Source organism: Agrobacterium sp. Ap1 (genome assembly GCF_017313375.1).
GTDB classification, from domain to species: domain Bacteria; phylum Pseudomonadota; class Alphaproteobacteria; order Rhizobiales; family Rhizobiaceae; genus Neorhizobium; species Neorhizobium cellulosilyticum.
In genome coordinates this window covers 39,862-54,171 of sequence record NZ_JAFLMY010000027.1, presented here as the reverse complement: position 1 = coordinate 54,171, position 14,310 = coordinate 39,862, and the positions used below count along the sequence as shown (strand labels likewise).

13 protein-coding genes are annotated in these 14,310 nt (G+C 60.6%); 8 read left to right on the top strand and 5 right to left on the bottom strand.

Annotation, left to right across the window (positions count from 1 at the left end):
- The first annotated feature begins 212 nt into the window (after window positions 1-212).
- From vapB to JZX87_RS27395, 3 genes are all read left to right on the top strand, one after another.
- Window positions 213-455, top strand: a complete 243-nt coding sequence (gene vapB, locus JZX87_RS27405) for a type II toxin-antitoxin system VapB family antitoxin (RefSeq protein WP_206829004.1) — start codon at window positions 213-215, stop codon at window positions 453-455.
- Window positions 421-702: a tRNA(fMet)-specific endonuclease VapC gene (gene vapC / locus JZX87_RS27400; protein ID WP_502711343.1), complete on the top strand. Its 282-nt coding sequence runs from the start codon at window positions 421-423 to the stop codon at window positions 700-702. The genes vapB and vapC overlap by 35 nt, the downstream gene beginning before the upstream one ends.
- Before the next feature lie 170 nt (window positions 703-872).
- Window positions 873-1,439 (top strand): helix-turn-helix transcriptional regulator, encoded by a 567-nt coding sequence (locus JZX87_RS27395; protein WP_206829003.1) that lies wholly within the window; start codon window positions 873-875, stop codon window positions 1,437-1,439.
- 233 nt (window positions 1,440-1,672) lie between these two features.
- On the opposite strand, the gene JZX87_RS27390 is transcribed toward JZX87_RS27395, so the two are convergent.
- Window positions 1,673-2,800, bottom strand: coding sequence for an NAD(P)/FAD-dependent oxidoreductase (locus JZX87_RS27390; protein ID WP_206829002.1), 1,128 nt, complete (start codon window positions 2,798-2,800; stop codon window positions 1,673-1,675).
- 212 nt (window positions 2,801-3,012) lie between these two features.
- On the opposite strand from JZX87_RS27390, the gene JZX87_RS27385 reads away from it, so the two are divergent.
- Genes JZX87_RS27385 through JZX87_RS27370 form a run of 4 tightly spaced genes read left to right on the top strand, consistent with a single transcriptional unit; the run spans window position 3,013 to window position 8,761 of the window.
- Complete coding sequence (locus JZX87_RS27385; protein WP_206829001.1) at window positions 3,013-5,097, top strand: hydantoinase/oxoprolinase family protein; 2,085 nt, start codon at window positions 3,013-3,015, stop codon at window positions 5,095-5,097.
- Window positions 5,098-5,103: 6 nt separating this feature from the next.
- A complete protein-coding gene (locus JZX87_RS27380; protein WP_206829000.1) occupies window positions 5,104-7,089 on the top strand; it encodes a hydantoinase B/oxoprolinase family protein in 1,986 nt (661 codons plus the stop codon).
- Window positions 7,086-7,400, top strand: a complete 315-nt coding sequence (locus tag JZX87_RS27375; RefSeq protein WP_206828999.1) for a (2Fe-2S)-binding protein — start codon at window positions 7,086-7,088, stop codon at window positions 7,398-7,400. The genes JZX87_RS27380 and JZX87_RS27375 overlap by 4 nt, the downstream gene beginning before the upstream one ends.
- On the top strand, window positions 7,397-8,761 hold the full coding sequence (locus JZX87_RS27370; RefSeq protein ID WP_206828998.1) for an FAD/NAD(P)-dependent oxidoreductase: 1,365 nt from the start codon (window positions 7,397-7,399) through the stop codon (window positions 8,759-8,761). Before JZX87_RS27375 ends, JZX87_RS27370 begins: the two co-directional genes overlap by 4 nt.
- Window positions 8,762-8,767: 6 nt before the next feature.
- On the opposite strand, the gene JZX87_RS27365 is transcribed toward JZX87_RS27370, so the two are convergent.
- Together JZX87_RS27365 and JZX87_RS27360 are read right to left on the bottom strand one after the other, a co-directional pair.
- Window positions 8,768-9,676, bottom strand: a complete 909-nt coding sequence (locus tag JZX87_RS27365; protein ID WP_183828032.1) for a LysR family transcriptional regulator — start codon at window positions 9,674-9,676, stop codon at window positions 8,768-8,770.
- A gap of 55 nt (window positions 9,677-9,731) precedes the next feature.
- Window positions 9,732-11,057: an NAD(P)/FAD-dependent oxidoreductase gene (locus tag JZX87_RS27360; protein ID WP_206828997.1), complete on the bottom strand. Its 1,326-nt coding sequence runs from the start codon at window positions 11,055-11,057 to the stop codon at window positions 9,732-9,734.
- 230 nt (window positions 11,058-11,287) lie between these two features.
- On the opposite strand from JZX87_RS27360, the gene JZX87_RS27355 reads away from it, so the two are divergent.
- Window positions 11,288-11,764, top strand: a complete 477-nt coding sequence (locus JZX87_RS27355) for an Lrp/AsnC family transcriptional regulator (RefSeq protein WP_112509010.1) — start codon at window positions 11,288-11,290, stop codon at window positions 11,762-11,764.
- Window positions 11,765-11,823: 59 nt separating this feature from the next.
- Here the strand turns inward: JZX87_RS27355 and JZX87_RS27350 are convergent, their stop codons facing one another.
- Both JZX87_RS27350 and JZX87_RS27345 read right to left on the bottom strand, forming a co-directional pair.
- On the bottom strand, window positions 11,824-13,479 hold the full coding sequence (locus JZX87_RS27350; RefSeq protein ID WP_206828996.1) for an ABC transporter ATP-binding protein: 1,656 nt from the start codon (window positions 13,477-13,479) through the stop codon (window positions 11,824-11,826).
- The gene (locus JZX87_RS27345; protein ID WP_404946561.1) at window positions 13,480-14,265 is read right to left on the bottom strand and encodes an ABC transporter permease; all 786 of its coding nucleotides are present in this window, start codon (window positions 14,263-14,265) and stop codon (window positions 13,480-13,482) included. It abuts the gene before it with no gap.
- Window positions 14,266-14,310: the final 45 nt, after the last annotated feature.

The following is a 14,310-nucleotide window of genomic DNA, read 5'->3' as shown; positions in this document are numbered from 1 at the left end:
GACCGCATCCAATCACACGTTCAAACCGCTCAAAGAAAAACTTGCATGAACGGGGGCATCCATACATGAGCCGGTTAAGACCGGGTCGCCAATCGTCTCCTTTCAAACGCTTAACGGTTGCTTATCGTGTAGCGTCGTATATCCCATTGACATATCCTTTGTCGCACATTGCTTTCGGGATATCCAATCTGTAGATGCCAGAGGAGTATGTCATGGAGCAGGGCGCGGTATTTCAAAGTAATCGTAGCCAGGCCATCCGGCTTCCAAAGGCAGTCGCTCTTTCGGATGATGTGAAGAGTGTCGATATCGTCGCGGTCGGGCGTACTCGAATCATAGCCCCCGCAGGTGAGGGTTGGGACAGCTGGTTTGAAAGCGCTGGCACAACCGCCGACTTCATGAGCGAGCGCGATCAGCCTGCGTTTGGAGCTGATTTATGGCGCAGAGAAGTCGGCTAGCCCAGAACGAAACTTGGCCGTGGTTGAGGGATTAGCAGCTCGCCTGAAAGTTATGTCTTATGACGAGCTAGCAGCCACCCATACTGGCCAGTTGCGTGCTGAACTTGCACGAAACGGAACGCCCTTTGGTCCATATGATCAATTCATAGCTGGAAACGCTCGGTCGCGCGGATTGATCGTCGTCACAAACAACCGCCGTGAGTTTGATCGCGTGGCAGGCTTACGCGTGGAAGACTGGACCGCCTAACTCCCTGCTGGGTTCGGGACCTGTTGTCCAACCTGACTGGGCTAGACAGAAATCTAACGGGTCGAGTGTTCACATCCCATAATTGGACGGCCCCTGACCCGCAAGATATTTCGAGATAGTTTGATCTGGTCGCTTGCGTCCATATGTCCGGCCTGTCGTCGCGTTCGCACATGCGCGTCCATCTGGGCAATGCGCGAAGGGCTCGTTCTGCGCGGCGTGCGCTGGATTCCACCGGGCGCTGGATCGTCGCCTGCGACAGGAACGGACGAATCCACTGGTCGACACAACAGGCCGCCGACCTGATGCAACGCGCCGGGATCCGGTCCGACCAGGGCGCCTACCTGCCGTGGGAGATCGTGGAACTGGTTGGCCTTGCCGCCGAGCAGTTGCCATCCGCCGCGCTTGGCCAGGCGCTTCGTTATTCACGCAACGGACAGGATCTGGAATTCCGCATATTGTCCGATGACGGGAATGACGAATTGCTGTTGCGGCTTGTCGACCGGCACCGTGGAACGGATGAGGAGCCACTCGCAAAAGCCTTTGCATTGACGTTGCGGGAAGCGGAGGTGCTGCTCTGGATTGCGCACGGCAAGGCGAACAAGGAGATTGCTGACATCCTGGAAATGTCGCCGCGCACCGTCAACAAGCACCTGGAGCAAATCTTCAACAAGCTTTCCGTCGAGAAGCGAACCTCCGCAGCGACGATGGCGGTGAGGGTTCTGTGGCGGGATAGCTGATAACCAGAGAGACCTTGGATTGCCAGCTGCGTCTTGGACTGGCCGGAGAGTTTTTATTATCCTCTGAATCAAGGGATCAAAGCCTAGTTTCTTCCGCATGAAGAGCCATGCGGTTGATAATTGATCAACCAGCTCAAGAGCGCTCGGATACGGCCAGAGTGTTCTCGAAATTTCAGCCACATGCACTTTCAAAAGTCACCATTTCGATGCCGAGATCGGTGATCTTTATCTGCTCAAGAACTTGCCTGTCCCACCGGCGAAAACCGCCCAATCCGGAAATCTTTCAGGGGTATTTGCGTTTGGCCCGTCGCGATAAACTCCGCCATGACGTCACCCACTCCGGGTCCAAGCTGGAACCCGTGTCCACAAAAGCCGAAGGCGTGGTAAAGGCCTTCAGTCGTCGCGGATTGTCCCATGACGGGCAGGCCATCGGCGACATAACCTTCACAGCCCGACCAGGTGCGGATCACCGAGACGTTCGCAAGCGCTGGCAGCAAGGGCAGAAGTGCCCTTAGCTGTCCCGGCAGGCGGGCGGGATCGGCCTTGGCATGGCCGCTGTCCAGCGAGACATCGGTGCGTTCCGCTCCGCCCCCAAACACGATATTGCCGCGTTCGACCTGGCGAAGATAACCGCCGCCATGTTCATGGCCCCAGACGCCGACGACCGGCAGAACCCGATGTGGAAGCGGTTCGGTGACGCCCATTTGCGGACCTTTGGCGACGATCGGTACCGGTTCGGAAAATTGCTCGGCAATCCGTGCGCCCCAGGCGCCGGCCGTATTGAGGAGTATCGGCGACGAATAAAGACCTTTCGAGGTTCGAACTTCGAAACCGTGTGGCGTTTTCCCTATGCTCTCGACAGTGGTTTCCTCGACGATTTCCGCGCCGAGCCGGCGCGCGGCATCGGCAAAGGCGGGCGCAATAAGGCGAGGATTGCCGCTGCCGTCCTGCGGGGAAAAGGAGGCGCCGATTGCGGTCGGGCCGAGGCCCGGAAAACGGTTCTGCACCTCTTTCGGGCCGAGTTCCTCCAGATCCAACCCCCAGGGCCGCGCCGCCTCGGAGAAGCTCCGCATCTCATTCAGCCCCTTCTCTGTAAAGATGAGACGAAGATGGCCGGTGGCGCGAAACTCGACATCGCGCCCAAGCAGCTTTTCCGCTTCTTTCCAAAGGGCCAGCGACCGGTGGGCGAGGGGGAGTTGGGGCAGATATCTGCCGCTTCTGCGGATATTCCCGAAGGATGCGACGGTCGCACCACTGCCGACACGGTTTCGCTCGATAAGCGTGACACGCAGTCCGCGGCGCGCCAGGAAAAAGGTCGAGGCTGCGCCCATCAGGCCACCACCGACAACAATCACATCCATCCGGCTTCCTCGTCATCCTGAAAATCGCATGAAGAGTGACCGATCCGGCATGGTCAAGTCAAAGTCGAGCTTTGGGCACTCCCATAAGTCGGACCTATGGGTTGGTCCGTTCGAGGGCATAAGTTCTGCTTATGGGATATCGCCCTTTCCGTCTTGGACCGACGTGGTTCCATCGTGCCAGCTTTGCATAACCAGACGGAAAGGGATCCAATATGGACAATGCGCCAGCGCCCGGCAAAGACCATCTCAAGGAACAGGATTGGAAGGTCGGCGTCGATATCGGCGGAACCTTCATCGACTTCTGCGCTCTTGAAACGCGCTCAGGCAGGGTCGCCTCCTTGAAGGTTCTGACCACGCCGGACGATCCGGGCGCGGAACTGATGACCGGGCTTTCGCTTCTCGCTGAGCGCGAAGGGCTCGATCCGACTTCGATCAGCCGCTTCGTGCATGGTACGACGGTCGGCATCAACACCGTCATCCAGAGGCGCGGCGTGTCGCTGGCGCTGATGACCAATGCCGGCTTCGAGGACGTGATCGAACTGGCGCGCCTGAGAATGCCGGACGTCTATTCGCTCTTCTGCTCGCGTCCCGACCAGCTCATTTCGCGTGACATGGTCTTCGGCATTCCGGCGCGACTGAGAGCCGACGGCAGCGAAGCGCAGGCGCCGGACATGCAGGCCGTCGTCGAAGCCGTTACAACCGCCAAGGCAAAGGGTGCATCGGGCATCATCATCTCCTTCCTCCATTCCTGGCGCAACGATGCCCAGGAAGCGGCGGTCAAGGCCCAGATTGCACAGTCGGCTCCCGATCTGTTCGTCTTCACATCCTCGGAAGTCTGGCCGGTCATTCGCGAATACGAGCGCACCACCACAGCCATCCTCAACGGCTACGTCCATCCGCGTGTTTCCGGATATCTGACGGCGCTGGAGGACAAACTGGTTTCCCGTGGAGTAACGGCTCCGGCGCTGCTGACCAAGTCGAATGGCGGGGTCATGAATGCGGCGGAGGGCAAGCGCTCCTGCGTGCAGATGCTACTTTCCGGTACCGCATCCGGCGTCATCGGCGCCGCCTGGCTTGCTCGCCGCGCCGGTGAAAAGCATATCCTGACGCTCGATATCGGCGGTACTTCGGCCGATTTCGCGCTGATCATCGAAGGCGAGCCGCAATTCGGTACGGGCGAACTGATTGGCGAGTTTCCGCTGCATATTCCATCGGTCTCGGTCAGTTCCATCGGCATCGGGGGCGGTTCTATTGCAAGCGTCGATGCGCAGGCCGTCTTGCGTGTCGGACCGGAATCGGCCGGATCGACGCCGGGACCGGCGTGCTATGGGCGTGGTGGCACTCAGGCGACCGTGACGGATGCGATGGCGGTCTGCGGCTGGCTCGGCCATAGCCAGATGGCTTACGGCCAGTTGCAGATCAATGTCGGCCTGGCTCGCGCGGCAGTCTCCAAGCTCGCCGACCAGATCGGCCGTACGGCCGAGGAAGCAGCGCAGGCCATTCTCGATATCGCCATTTCCGAAATGTTCGTGGAGGTCGAGAAGCTTGCCTCGCGTGCAGGCGTCGATTTGCGGGAATTCACCTTGATGCCGTTCGGCGGCGGCGGGCCGATGCTCGGCGCTTTCCTGGCGCGGGAGTTCAAGATGGCGAAGGTCATCGGGCCACCGCGTCCGGGCGTCGTCTCGGCGCTGGGCGGCCTGGTGGCCGATCTTCGCGGCGACTTCATCCGCACTGTCTTCACGCATATTTCCGCCGAGGCGACACCGCTGTTGCGCAAGGCGCTGGATTCGCTGTCGGCCGAGGGGCTGGCGTGGCTTTCGAAGCAGGGACATCAGGGGCCGGCGACGCTGTATGTTTCCGCCGACATGCGCTATGTCGGCCAGAGCTTCGAGATCGAGGTGCCGGTTCAGGCAGCATGGATCGCCGAGGGCAAGCTCAGCCCCATCAAAGACGCCTTCCATGCCATGCATGCGAAGCTCTACGATTTCGACGATCCGGACGGAGAGATCGAGATCGTCAACCTGCGCCTTTCGGCGATCGGTGCCGGTCCGGCTCTGGAGCTTCCGGTCGAGGCCGAACATGGCGGTGTTGCCGCGGTGCCGGAGCGGGAGATCCCCGTCTTCACCGGCAAGGAGTTCGAATGGATCGGCCTTTACCGGCGAGATCTTCTGCATCCGGGCGGCCGGTTCTCAGGCCCGGCGGTGGTCGCGCAGGAAGATACGACCTTTGCCATTCCGGCCGGCGCCACGGTCGATGTCGACCGCCACCTGAACCTGCATCTGACCTTCTCGGAGTAACCCGCCATGTTTGACCCATTGAACCTTCAGGTCTTTGCCAATCACACCCGCGCGGCTGCCGAGAACATGGCCTATACGCTGCAGCGGACCGCACATTCCGCCTTCGTCAAGGAGACGGAGGATTTCACGGTGATGCTGATAAACCGCAATGGCGACACGTTCGGCGTGCCGATGGGGCTCGGTGCCACATGGTATCCAGGGCTGACCTATACGCGGGCAATCGACATGGTCGCCGACTACAAGCCCGGCGATGTTGCCTTCACCAACGATCCCTATTCCTGCTTCGTCGCAACCCACGCACCCGACACGCATCTCTGGAAGCCGGTGTTCTACGAGGGTGAGATCATCGCCTGGACCGGCGGCCACATCCACAATACCGACATGGGCGGCGCCGTGCCGGCGTCTCTTTCGCGCGCCCTGACCGAAATCCATCAGGAAGGCATCCGCTTTCCCCCGATGAAGCTGGTCAATGAAGGTGTCTTCGACGAGGACATTCTGAAGATCATGACCACCAATGTTCGCAAGCCCGATCTCAACATCGGGGATATCAAGGCGCTGGTGGGTGCGCTCAATACCGGCGAGCGCAAGATCCTCGCAATGGTCGAGAAATTCGGGAAAGAGGCCTTTCTCGAAGGCGCGGAAGTGCTGCTCGATCATGCCGAAGCGCAGGCGCGTGACATTCTGCGCTCCATGCCGGACGGTACCTATGTCTTCGTTGATTACGCGGACGAGGATTCTGTCGAAGCCAATCCATGCCGGCTGAAACTGACGCTGACGATCAAGGGCGACGAGGCGATCCTCGATTTCACCGGTTCCGATCCGCAGCTCGGGTCTTCGCTCAATGTTCCCTCGGGCGGCGATCCGCGGCATACGATGCTGCTCGTCGGCGTCTATTATGTGCTCTACACGATCAATCCGAAGATCCTGCTGAATACCGGCCTGACACGCCCGTTTACCTGCATTGCGCCGCAGGGCAGCGTGCTCAACCCGATTTCGCCGGCTGCTGTCGGCATGCGGTCGCTTACCTGCGCCCGCCTGCGTTCGGTGATCTTCGGCGCCTTCTGCCAGGCTGTGCCTGAAAGGCTTCCGGCAGCACCTGCTGGCAACAACTGCATCGTCAACGTTATGACCACCGACGAGCGAGGTCGTACTGTCATCGCGGCCGTCAATCCGGTCGTTGGCGGAGGTGGTGGCATGCCGCATCGCGATGGCACCAACGGCTCCGGGGCTGATGCCGCTTACCTCAAGAACACGCCGATCGAGATTACCGAGACCGAAGTGCCGATCGAATTCGTCAAATACGGGTTGGCGAAGGACAGTGGCGGTGCGGGCCGCTGGCGCGGCGGTCTTGCGACCGAGATGGCGTTCCGGGTGTCCAGCCCGGGCAGCCGGATTACCGCGCGCAACCGCGACCGCAGCTTCTTCCGGCCCTGGGGTCTGCTCGGCGGCAAGGCTGCGGGCCTGTCCGACATGGTGCTCAACCCCGGTCGGGATGACTATCGCCGGCTCGGCAATATCGATACCGCCATCCTGCAGCCCGGCGACGTGCTGGAAATCCGTTCGGCAGGCGGTGGCGGACGCGGCAATCCGCTGGAACGTGAGGTCTGGCGCGTGGTTCGCGATGTCGAGCGCGGATATGTCTCTGCAGAGGCCGCAGAGCGCGACTATGGGGTCGTCATTCGTGATGGTGGTGCGGATGAGGAAGCGACCGAAAGCCTCAGGGCATCACGCTCCGCATCTGCCGGCCACTTCCACTACGGTCCCGAGCGCGAGGGTTATGAGGCGCAATGGACGCCGGCCGCCTATGATCTCCTCACCGACATTCTTGCCGGTCTGCCGATCCATTGGCGCTTCTTCACCAAGACGGAAATCTTCCGCCGGATGAAGGGCCGTGTCGGACTGGAAGGCGTATCCGAGGCCCTGGCGGATGTCCGGGCGCGCTTCAGGGAAATGCCGGAGCCTGCGATCGAGGCCAAGGAGGCTGCTGAATGAAGCCGCACCCGCGAACCGGGCGAATTGTCCGTTTGTCGGAAACGGCAAGACCGCGGGTGCATTTTCATCTGGATGGCTCGCCCTGCGAGGCTCTTGCGGGTGATACGGTGCTGACAGCGGTGTTGTCTTCTTCCCATCACCTGCGGCAATCGGAATTCGGGCCGGAGAGGCGGGCAGGTTTCTGCCTGATGGGCGCCTGTCAGGATTGCTGGATCTGGCAGGCAGATGGGGGAAGGCTTCGTGCCTGTTCGACGCCGGTCATGGACGGCATGCAACTGCTGACCGAAGCACCTGCCGGATGGCCGTCATGAGTTCGGATGCTGAAAAGGTCGTCATCGTCGGCGCGGGGCCGGCAGGCATTCGTGCCGCCGAGATGCTGGTATCGGCGGGTATAAAGCCCGTAGTCATTGACGAGGGAATGAGGGCCGGCGGCCAGATCTATCGCCGGCCGCCGGATGGTTTTACCCGATCTGCGCGGCAACTCTACGGAACCGAAGCCGACAAGGCGGTCGCATTGCATGGTCGGTTCGACCAGATGGTGGCCGAGGGGCAGGTAGATTACCATCCGCAGAGTTCCGTCCTTGCCTGCGCCAACCGAAGCCTGCATGCGTTGACCCCTTCGGGGCGGCGCGAATTCAGCTATGACCGGCTGATCCTTGCGACAGGCGCCACCGATCGCCTCGCACCCGTGCCAGGGTGGCAGTCACCCGCTGTCTACAGTCTCGGCGCAACCCAGATCGCTCTCAAGGCTCAGGGTGTCGCGCTCGGGCAGAAGATCGTGCTTGCCGGCTCGGGGCCGCTGCTGACACTGGTCGCAACGCAATTGCTGAAGACCGGGGCCGAGATTGCGGCCGTTCTCGACACTTCGTCATTCGTGACGCAGATGACGGGACTTCCCGGCATGCTGGCAAGACCGGGGCTTATCCTGCGCGGGATGATGATGCGCGCCAAGCTGGGACGGCTTTATCATGCTGGCGTGAAGATACTCGGTATCGATTCCGACGAATGCGGCCCGGTGAGCATCCGCTGGCAGGATGCGCGTGGCGCAATGCGGAAAAGCGATTGCGACATGGTCGGTATCGGATGGCATTTGCGGGCAGAAACACAGCTTGCCGGGCTTGCCGGTTGCCAGTTCGATTATGATGCCGGCTGGGCGCAATGGCTTCCGCGCACCGACCGCATGGGAAGGGCTGCAGAACGGCTCTATCTTGCCGGTGACGGCTTGCGCATTCTCGGAGCCGACGGGGCGGAAGTCGCCGGTCGCCTGGCCGCGCATGCCTGTCTCTCCGATATGGGCCTGGCTGCGCCCGACAGTTCTGCGGATCTGCGGCGGCTCAGACGGTATGAGCGTTTTGCCCGTGGCATGGCGCGTGCCTTTCCCTGGCCGGCTGACATGGTTCGCAGGACGCCCGACGAGACGGTGGTTTGCCGCTGTGAGGGGATCACTGCCGGTCAGTTGCGCGACGGTGTCGATTACGGCGGTGCGGAAGCCAATCGGGTGAAGTCGCTCGCGCGGGTCTGCATGGGCCGCTGCCAGGGGCGTTATTGCCAATTGGCCGGTGCCGAACTGATTGCAGCAAAGGCCGGGATTTCCGTCAGCGACGCCGGGCGTCTGCGGGAACAGGCGCCGGTCAGGCCTGCTCCGATCGGAGCATGGGTCCGGGATGCCTGAAAGGCTCTAACGATTGAGATCTTCCGCCTTGGCCAAGACCGAGGCGCAGGCGTCGCGAATATTATCGCGCATCGCCAGGTGGCTTCCCGTGAGCGGGCGGTCTCGGCTGGTGAGCAGCGCGATCGGTACCATCGCCTTGTGAGACAGCGGTTTGCGGATAAGGCCGGGAAACTGATCCCATGGAAGCAATCCATCGACCACGGCGACACCATAACCGTCACGGACAAAGGGCAGGGCAGTCAGCGAGATGTCGATCTCGATTGCCGGATTGAACATATGCTTTTCGGCCGCCGCCGCACTCAAAAGTATGCGGCCGGGATAGGTGCCGGCCCTGTAGGAGATCAGCGTTTCTTCCTGCAAGTCGGCGAAATTGATATGTTCGCGATCCGCCAGCCGGTGTCCTTCGGGCAGGATGCAGATCAGCTCGGTATGGCCGAGCGTCTCGACCTCGATGCCTGGTCTCGCCATATTGTTCATCACAAGCCCGAGTGCGGCATCGCCGTTGCGGATCATGTCGACGACATTGACCAGCGGTGCGATGAGTGAGCGGATCACGACATCCGGATGGGCTTCGCGAAACGATGCGAGCGCCTTCGGCACGATCGACATGGCCGGTGGTGCGGAGGCCGCAACCCGGATGATGCCAGTGCGGCCGAAGCGCATGTCGGTCGTATGCCGCTTCAATGCGCCGAGTTCCGAGAAAATTCTCTCACATTCGGGATAAAGCTCCTCGGCTTCGCGGGTCGGGACCAGCTTGCCGCGAACTCGATTGAACAGCTTGAAGCCCAGCTGGTCTTCCGCATGAAGCAGGATCTGGCTGAGAGCGGGCTGCGATATGTTGAGCATGGCGGCGGCGCCGGTCACAGTCCCGCAGCGCATCAGCATGCAGAAAACTTCCAGTTGGCGTGCCTGCATGCGTTTTTCCGTGTCCGTTGGTTGCCAGTCTCAGCTTACATCAAAGGGCAATCGGTCAGAAGTCGGCGACCTTGCCCCATGAAGACCGCTCGAAGCGCTCGAGACGGTAAGGGACAGGATCGACGATGGGCTGCGCGCCGGTAATGATATCGGCGATCAGGTGGCCGGCGCCCGGACCAATGCCGAAGCCGTGGCCGCTGAAGCCCGCAGCAAGTACGAGGCCGGTTACGACTGCAGTCTCGCCGATGGCGGGTACGCCATCCGGCGTGGAATCGATATATCCAGCCCATGCTGCCGTGACCGGACGCCCCTTGAAGTCGGGCAGAAGTTCGGTGGCCCGCTCATGCGTCAGCTTGACCGTGTGGCGATCGACTACGGGATCGAGGATGCGCATCTCTTCCATCGGCGTCGGCCGATCGAGGCGCCACGTCTTCAGGCTTTCATGGCCGCTGCGAATGCCTTCCAATCCACCGGGAGAGAGGCTGCGCCAGCGCCGCATGAACATGGGGAGAAACTGGGCTGCGAAACGCATGTTCTGCGCCGTCGGGTCGACACGGCCGCGTCCGCTGATTGCCAGCGTGTGTCCGCCGTCGCCGCGTCGGGTGACCGATACTCGCGCCGTATGGAGCGCATCCGGAAGATCGCCCTGGCCCGGGCCGACGGAGAGGATGGTTGAGCGGATTGAAGCCTGCGGGAAGCGGATGCCGAGCTGGCGGCAGAAGGACGAAGTCCATGCGCCGCCGGACAGGATCGCCACCTTCGTCCTGATCGTTCCGTGTTCGGTGACGACGGCCGAAAGCCTGCCGCCTTCCATCTCTACACCACGGGCTGCACAGTTCTGGTGTACGGAACTGCCCAGCCTGATGATCGCACGGGCGACCGCGGGTGCGGCATTGGCGGGATCGGCCGTGCCGTCCGTTGGCGAAAATACGCCGCCCTTCCATGAGCGGCCGGTCGCCTTGCCGCGTTCTCCGGCTGCAGCATTGTCCAGCATATGCGTTGTGACGCCTACGGTCCTGGCGAAATCCCGCCATTTGGCCCAGCCGGCGATCTCTTCCTCGTTGTCGCTCAGATAAAGGAGACCGCAGCGTCGGAAGCCCGTATCTTCTCCAGTTTCTGCGGCAAAACGCTCCCACAGATCGAGGCTTTTCGTTGCCATTGGGAGTTCGCGGGCATCGCGGTTCTGCTGGCGGCACCAGCCCCAGTTGCGGCTCGATTGTTCGGCGCCGACAAAGCCCTTTTCAACCAGCGCAACCTTCAGGCCGCGCGTCGCCAGATAGTAAGCGGTAAAGACACCGACAATGCCGGCGCCGATAACGACAGCGTCGGCAGACTGCGGGAGATCGTGGGACGTCGGGACGAGCGTGAGCGGCGCTGGCATGGCATTTCTTCTCCTTGTCGCCGCAAGCATAGCGAGACGAACCATCCATCGGTTACCGGACAGATGGCGCGGACGGCATTAAATGCTGCATGATCCGGGATAAGCAGATTTTCCTGCCGTAGCGCTTGCGGCACAATGGAATAGACAAGCGTCTTCATAGTGTTAAGCTGGTTTCCAGAAAACGGCAGAATAAAATGCTGCCGAGTGCTGGTCGCAAGGAGAGATCGCAGATGAAGCTCGACCGTATCGACATCAAGATTCTCTACGAACTCCAGAAGAATGGCCGCATCACCAATGTCGAGCTTGCCGAACTGGTCAATCTTTCCCCCAGCCCATGCCTGATGCGGGTGAAGAAATTGCAGCAGGAGGGCTATATCGACGGATACTCGGCCCAGATCAATATCGGCAAACTTGGCCAGACCCTGACCGTATTCACCGAGATCACGCTCAAGAACCATCGGCAGATCGACTTTGCCCGTTTCCTTGCGGCGGTCGAGAAAGTCGATCAGGTCATCGAATGCCATCTCGTTTCCGGCGGCTATGACTATCTGCTGAAATTCGTCACCGCTGGTATCGGCGAATACCAGACGATCATGGAACGCCTGACGGACATGGATATCGGCATCGACAAATATTTCAGCTTCGTGGTGCTGAAATCGCCGATCGTGAAGGCGCACATGCCGCTCACCAGCCTGTTCCTCGTTTAGCGCATTCCATTTCTTGTCAGAGGGATCACCGGCATTCGCAATGCCGGTGATCCCGGCGTTCAGGCATGTCCGTAAGCCTTCACCAGTTCGGGATCGCGCTCGAGGCTATCGAGCCAATTGGGGTCTAGCTTGGGCACCGAAGAAAACAGCAGTTGCGAATAGGGATGCTGCGGAACCTTGGAGATGGCCGGTGTGATCTGCTCGACCTTTTTCCCGTGGTACATGACGACGATCTCGTCGCAGATGGCTTCCACCACCGACAGGTCATGACTGATGAAGATGTAGGAAAGTGCAAGCTCGCGCTGCAATTCCTTCAGAAGCTCAATGACTGCAGCGGCAACGACCGTATCGAGTGCTGAGGTGATCTCGTCGCAGAGGATGATCTTCGGCTCGGCGGCGAGCGCGCGTGCGAAATTGACGCGCTGTTTCTGGCCGCCGGAAAGTTCTGCCGGCGTTCTGCTGCGCAATGCTTTCGGCAGATGCACCATGTCGAGCAATTGATCGATGCGGGCGCTGCGCTGGCTGCCCTTCATGCCGTGATAGAAGGTGAGGGGGCGGCCGAGAATGTCTTCGATCGATTTTGCCGGATTGAGAGACGTATCGGCGTGCTGGAAGACGATCTGCAATTCGCGAAGCTGCCCGCGGCTTCTCTGTCGTGCCGAGGGTGCCAGTTGGCGCCCGTCGAGGGTCAGCTTGCCGGATGAAGCTGGCAGGATGCCGGCGATCGAACGGGCAAGCGTGGATTTGCCGCAGCCCGATTCACCGATGATGCCAAGATTGCGTCCCTTTTGTACCGTGATGCTGGCTTCCTGAACGGCGCGCACCAGTGGCAGGCCGTCTTCCTGAACCGGTCCGTAGCCTGCAGTCAGGGCATTGATCTCAAGCAGCGGTTTTGCTTCGGTAGCGAGGTCCAGGTGATCGCCACGCGGCTTGGGTTCGAATGCCGACAGAAGTTCGCGCGTGTAAGGATGCTTGGCATCGTTGAGAATGGTTTCGGTGGAACCGACTTCCTGTACTTCGCCATTGCGCAGCACGAGAATGCGGTCGGCAATTTGGGCGACGACAGCCAGATCGTGGGACACGTAGACACCGGCAATTCCGCTCTTCTTCATGACGGACTTGAAGGCGCGCAGAACCTCGATCTGGGTCGTCACATCCAATGCCGTCGTAGGCTCGTCGAAAATCACGAGTTTCGGATCGCTGATCAGCGCCATCGCGGCGGCGAGGCGCTGCAGCTGACCACCGGAAACTTGGTGGGGGTAACGCTCGCCGATCTGATCTGGATTGGGCAGGGAAAGTGCCTTGAACAGAGAGATAGCCTTCTGCTTGGCCTCGGCCGGTGGCAGGAGCATATGGATATGGGTGACCTCGACGACCTGATCTATGATGCGCTTCGTCGGATTGAAGGCCGCGGCGGCCGATTGCGGCACGTAGGATATTTCCCGACCCCGGATCAACGCCCGCTGCCGCTCGCTCAGCGTCACCATGTCCTTGCCGGCGACACTGATGCTGCCGCCGGATATGCGGCAGCCGGTGCGGGTATAGCCCATGAGGGTGAGGGCAATGGTGGTCTTGCCGGAGCCGCTTTCGCCGATCAGCGCGACGATCTCCCCCGGTGCTATATCGAGATCGACGCCCTTGATGATGTCCAGACGTCGGCCGGAATCGGTTGTCGCTTCGACCTTCAGTCCGCGAATTTCTACCAGTTTTTCCATTCACGCACTCCGGTCGCGGATCTTCTTGGGCAGATTGTCGATCAGCAGGTTGACGCTGATCGTGAGGCTGGCAATCGCAAGTGAGGGCACGATGACAGCCGGTGCGCCGAAAGGCAGGCCGCTGATGTTTTCGTGAACCAAAGCGCCCCAATCGGCATAGGGCGGCTGTACACCGAGGCCGAGGAAGGAGAGGCCGGACAGAAGCAGCGTGATGAAGACGAAACGAATGCCGAAATCCGCCAGCAACGGCCCGATGATGTTTGGCAGGATCTCGGAAAAGATGATGTAAAGGATGCTTTCGCCACGGGTACGCGCGACAGTGATGTAGTCCATCGTGTTGACGTTGACGGCAAGCGCGCGGGCGAAGCGATAGGCGCCGGGGGTGTAGATCACCGCCAGCATGACAATCAGGACATTGATCGAGGAACCGATCGCGGCAGCAACGACCAGGCCGGAAAGCTTGCTGGGAATGGAGTTGAGCGCGTCGAGAAAGCGGCTGAGGATCGTATCGAACCAGCCGCCGATGACGGCTGCGGCCATACCAAGCGCCGTCCCGGTGAAACAGGCGATGCAGACCGCTGCGAGCGAGATGCCGACGGTATAACGCGCACCCATCATCAACCTTGAGAGCATGTCACGGCCGAGATAATCAGAACCGAGAAGCAGCTTGCTGCTCATTGGGCCGAAATAATCCTCGTCGACGATTTCTCCGATCGGGTAGGGAATGATGTACGGGGCCGCTAGCGCGATAACTGCCCAGAAGACGATGATCGCAAGCCCGACCATTCCGATCCAGCTGAAGCTGTAGCTGAATTTGCTCGACAAGGGCGT

Excerpts from the sequence above, each read along its gene's own strand:
- JZX87_RS27375 (WP_206828999.1), top strand. The coding sequence starts at position 7,086 with ATGAAGCCGCACCCGCGAACCGGGCGAATTGTCCGTTTGTCGGAAACG.
- JZX87_RS27380 (WP_206829000.1), top strand. The coding sequence starts at position 5,104 with ATGTTTGACCCATTGAACCTTCAGGTCTTTGCCAATCACACCCGCGCG.
- vapB (WP_206829004.1), top strand. The coding sequence starts at position 213 with ATGGAGCAGGGCGCGGTATTTCAAAGTAATCGTAGCCAGGCCATCCGG.
- JZX87_RS27365 (WP_183828032.1), bottom strand. The coding sequence starts at position 9,676 with ATGCAGGCACGCCAACTGGAAGTTTTCTGCATGCTGATGCGCTGCGGG.
- JZX87_RS27355 (WP_112509010.1), top strand. The coding sequence starts at position 11,288 with ATGAAGCTCGACCGTATCGACATCAAGATTCTCTACGAACTCCAGAAG.
- JZX87_RS27360 (WP_206828997.1), bottom strand. The coding sequence starts at position 11,057 with ATGCCAGCGCCGCTCACGCTCGTCCCGACGTCCCACGATCTCCCGCAG.
- JZX87_RS27390 (WP_206829002.1), bottom strand. The coding sequence starts at position 2,800 with ATGGATGTGATTGTTGTCGGTGGTGGCCTGATGGGCGCAGCCTCGACC.
- JZX87_RS27370 (WP_206828998.1), top strand. The coding sequence starts at position 7,397 with ATGAGTTCGGATGCTGAAAAGGTCGTCATCGTCGGCGCGGGGCCGGCA.
- JZX87_RS27385 (WP_206829001.1), top strand. The coding sequence starts at position 3,013 with ATGGACAATGCGCCAGCGCCCGGCAAAGACCATCTCAAGGAACAGGAT.
- JZX87_RS27395 (WP_206829003.1), top strand. The coding sequence starts at position 873 with ATGCGCGTCCATCTGGGCAATGCGCGAAGGGCTCGTTCTGCGCGGCGT.
- JZX87_RS27345 (WP_404946561.1), bottom strand. The coding sequence starts at position 14,265 with ATGGTCGGGCTTGCGATCATCGTCTTCTGGGCAGTTATCGCGCTAGCG.
- JZX87_RS27350 (WP_206828996.1), bottom strand. The coding sequence starts at position 13,479 with ATGGAAAAACTGGTAGAAATTCGCGGACTGAAGGTCGAAGCGACAACC.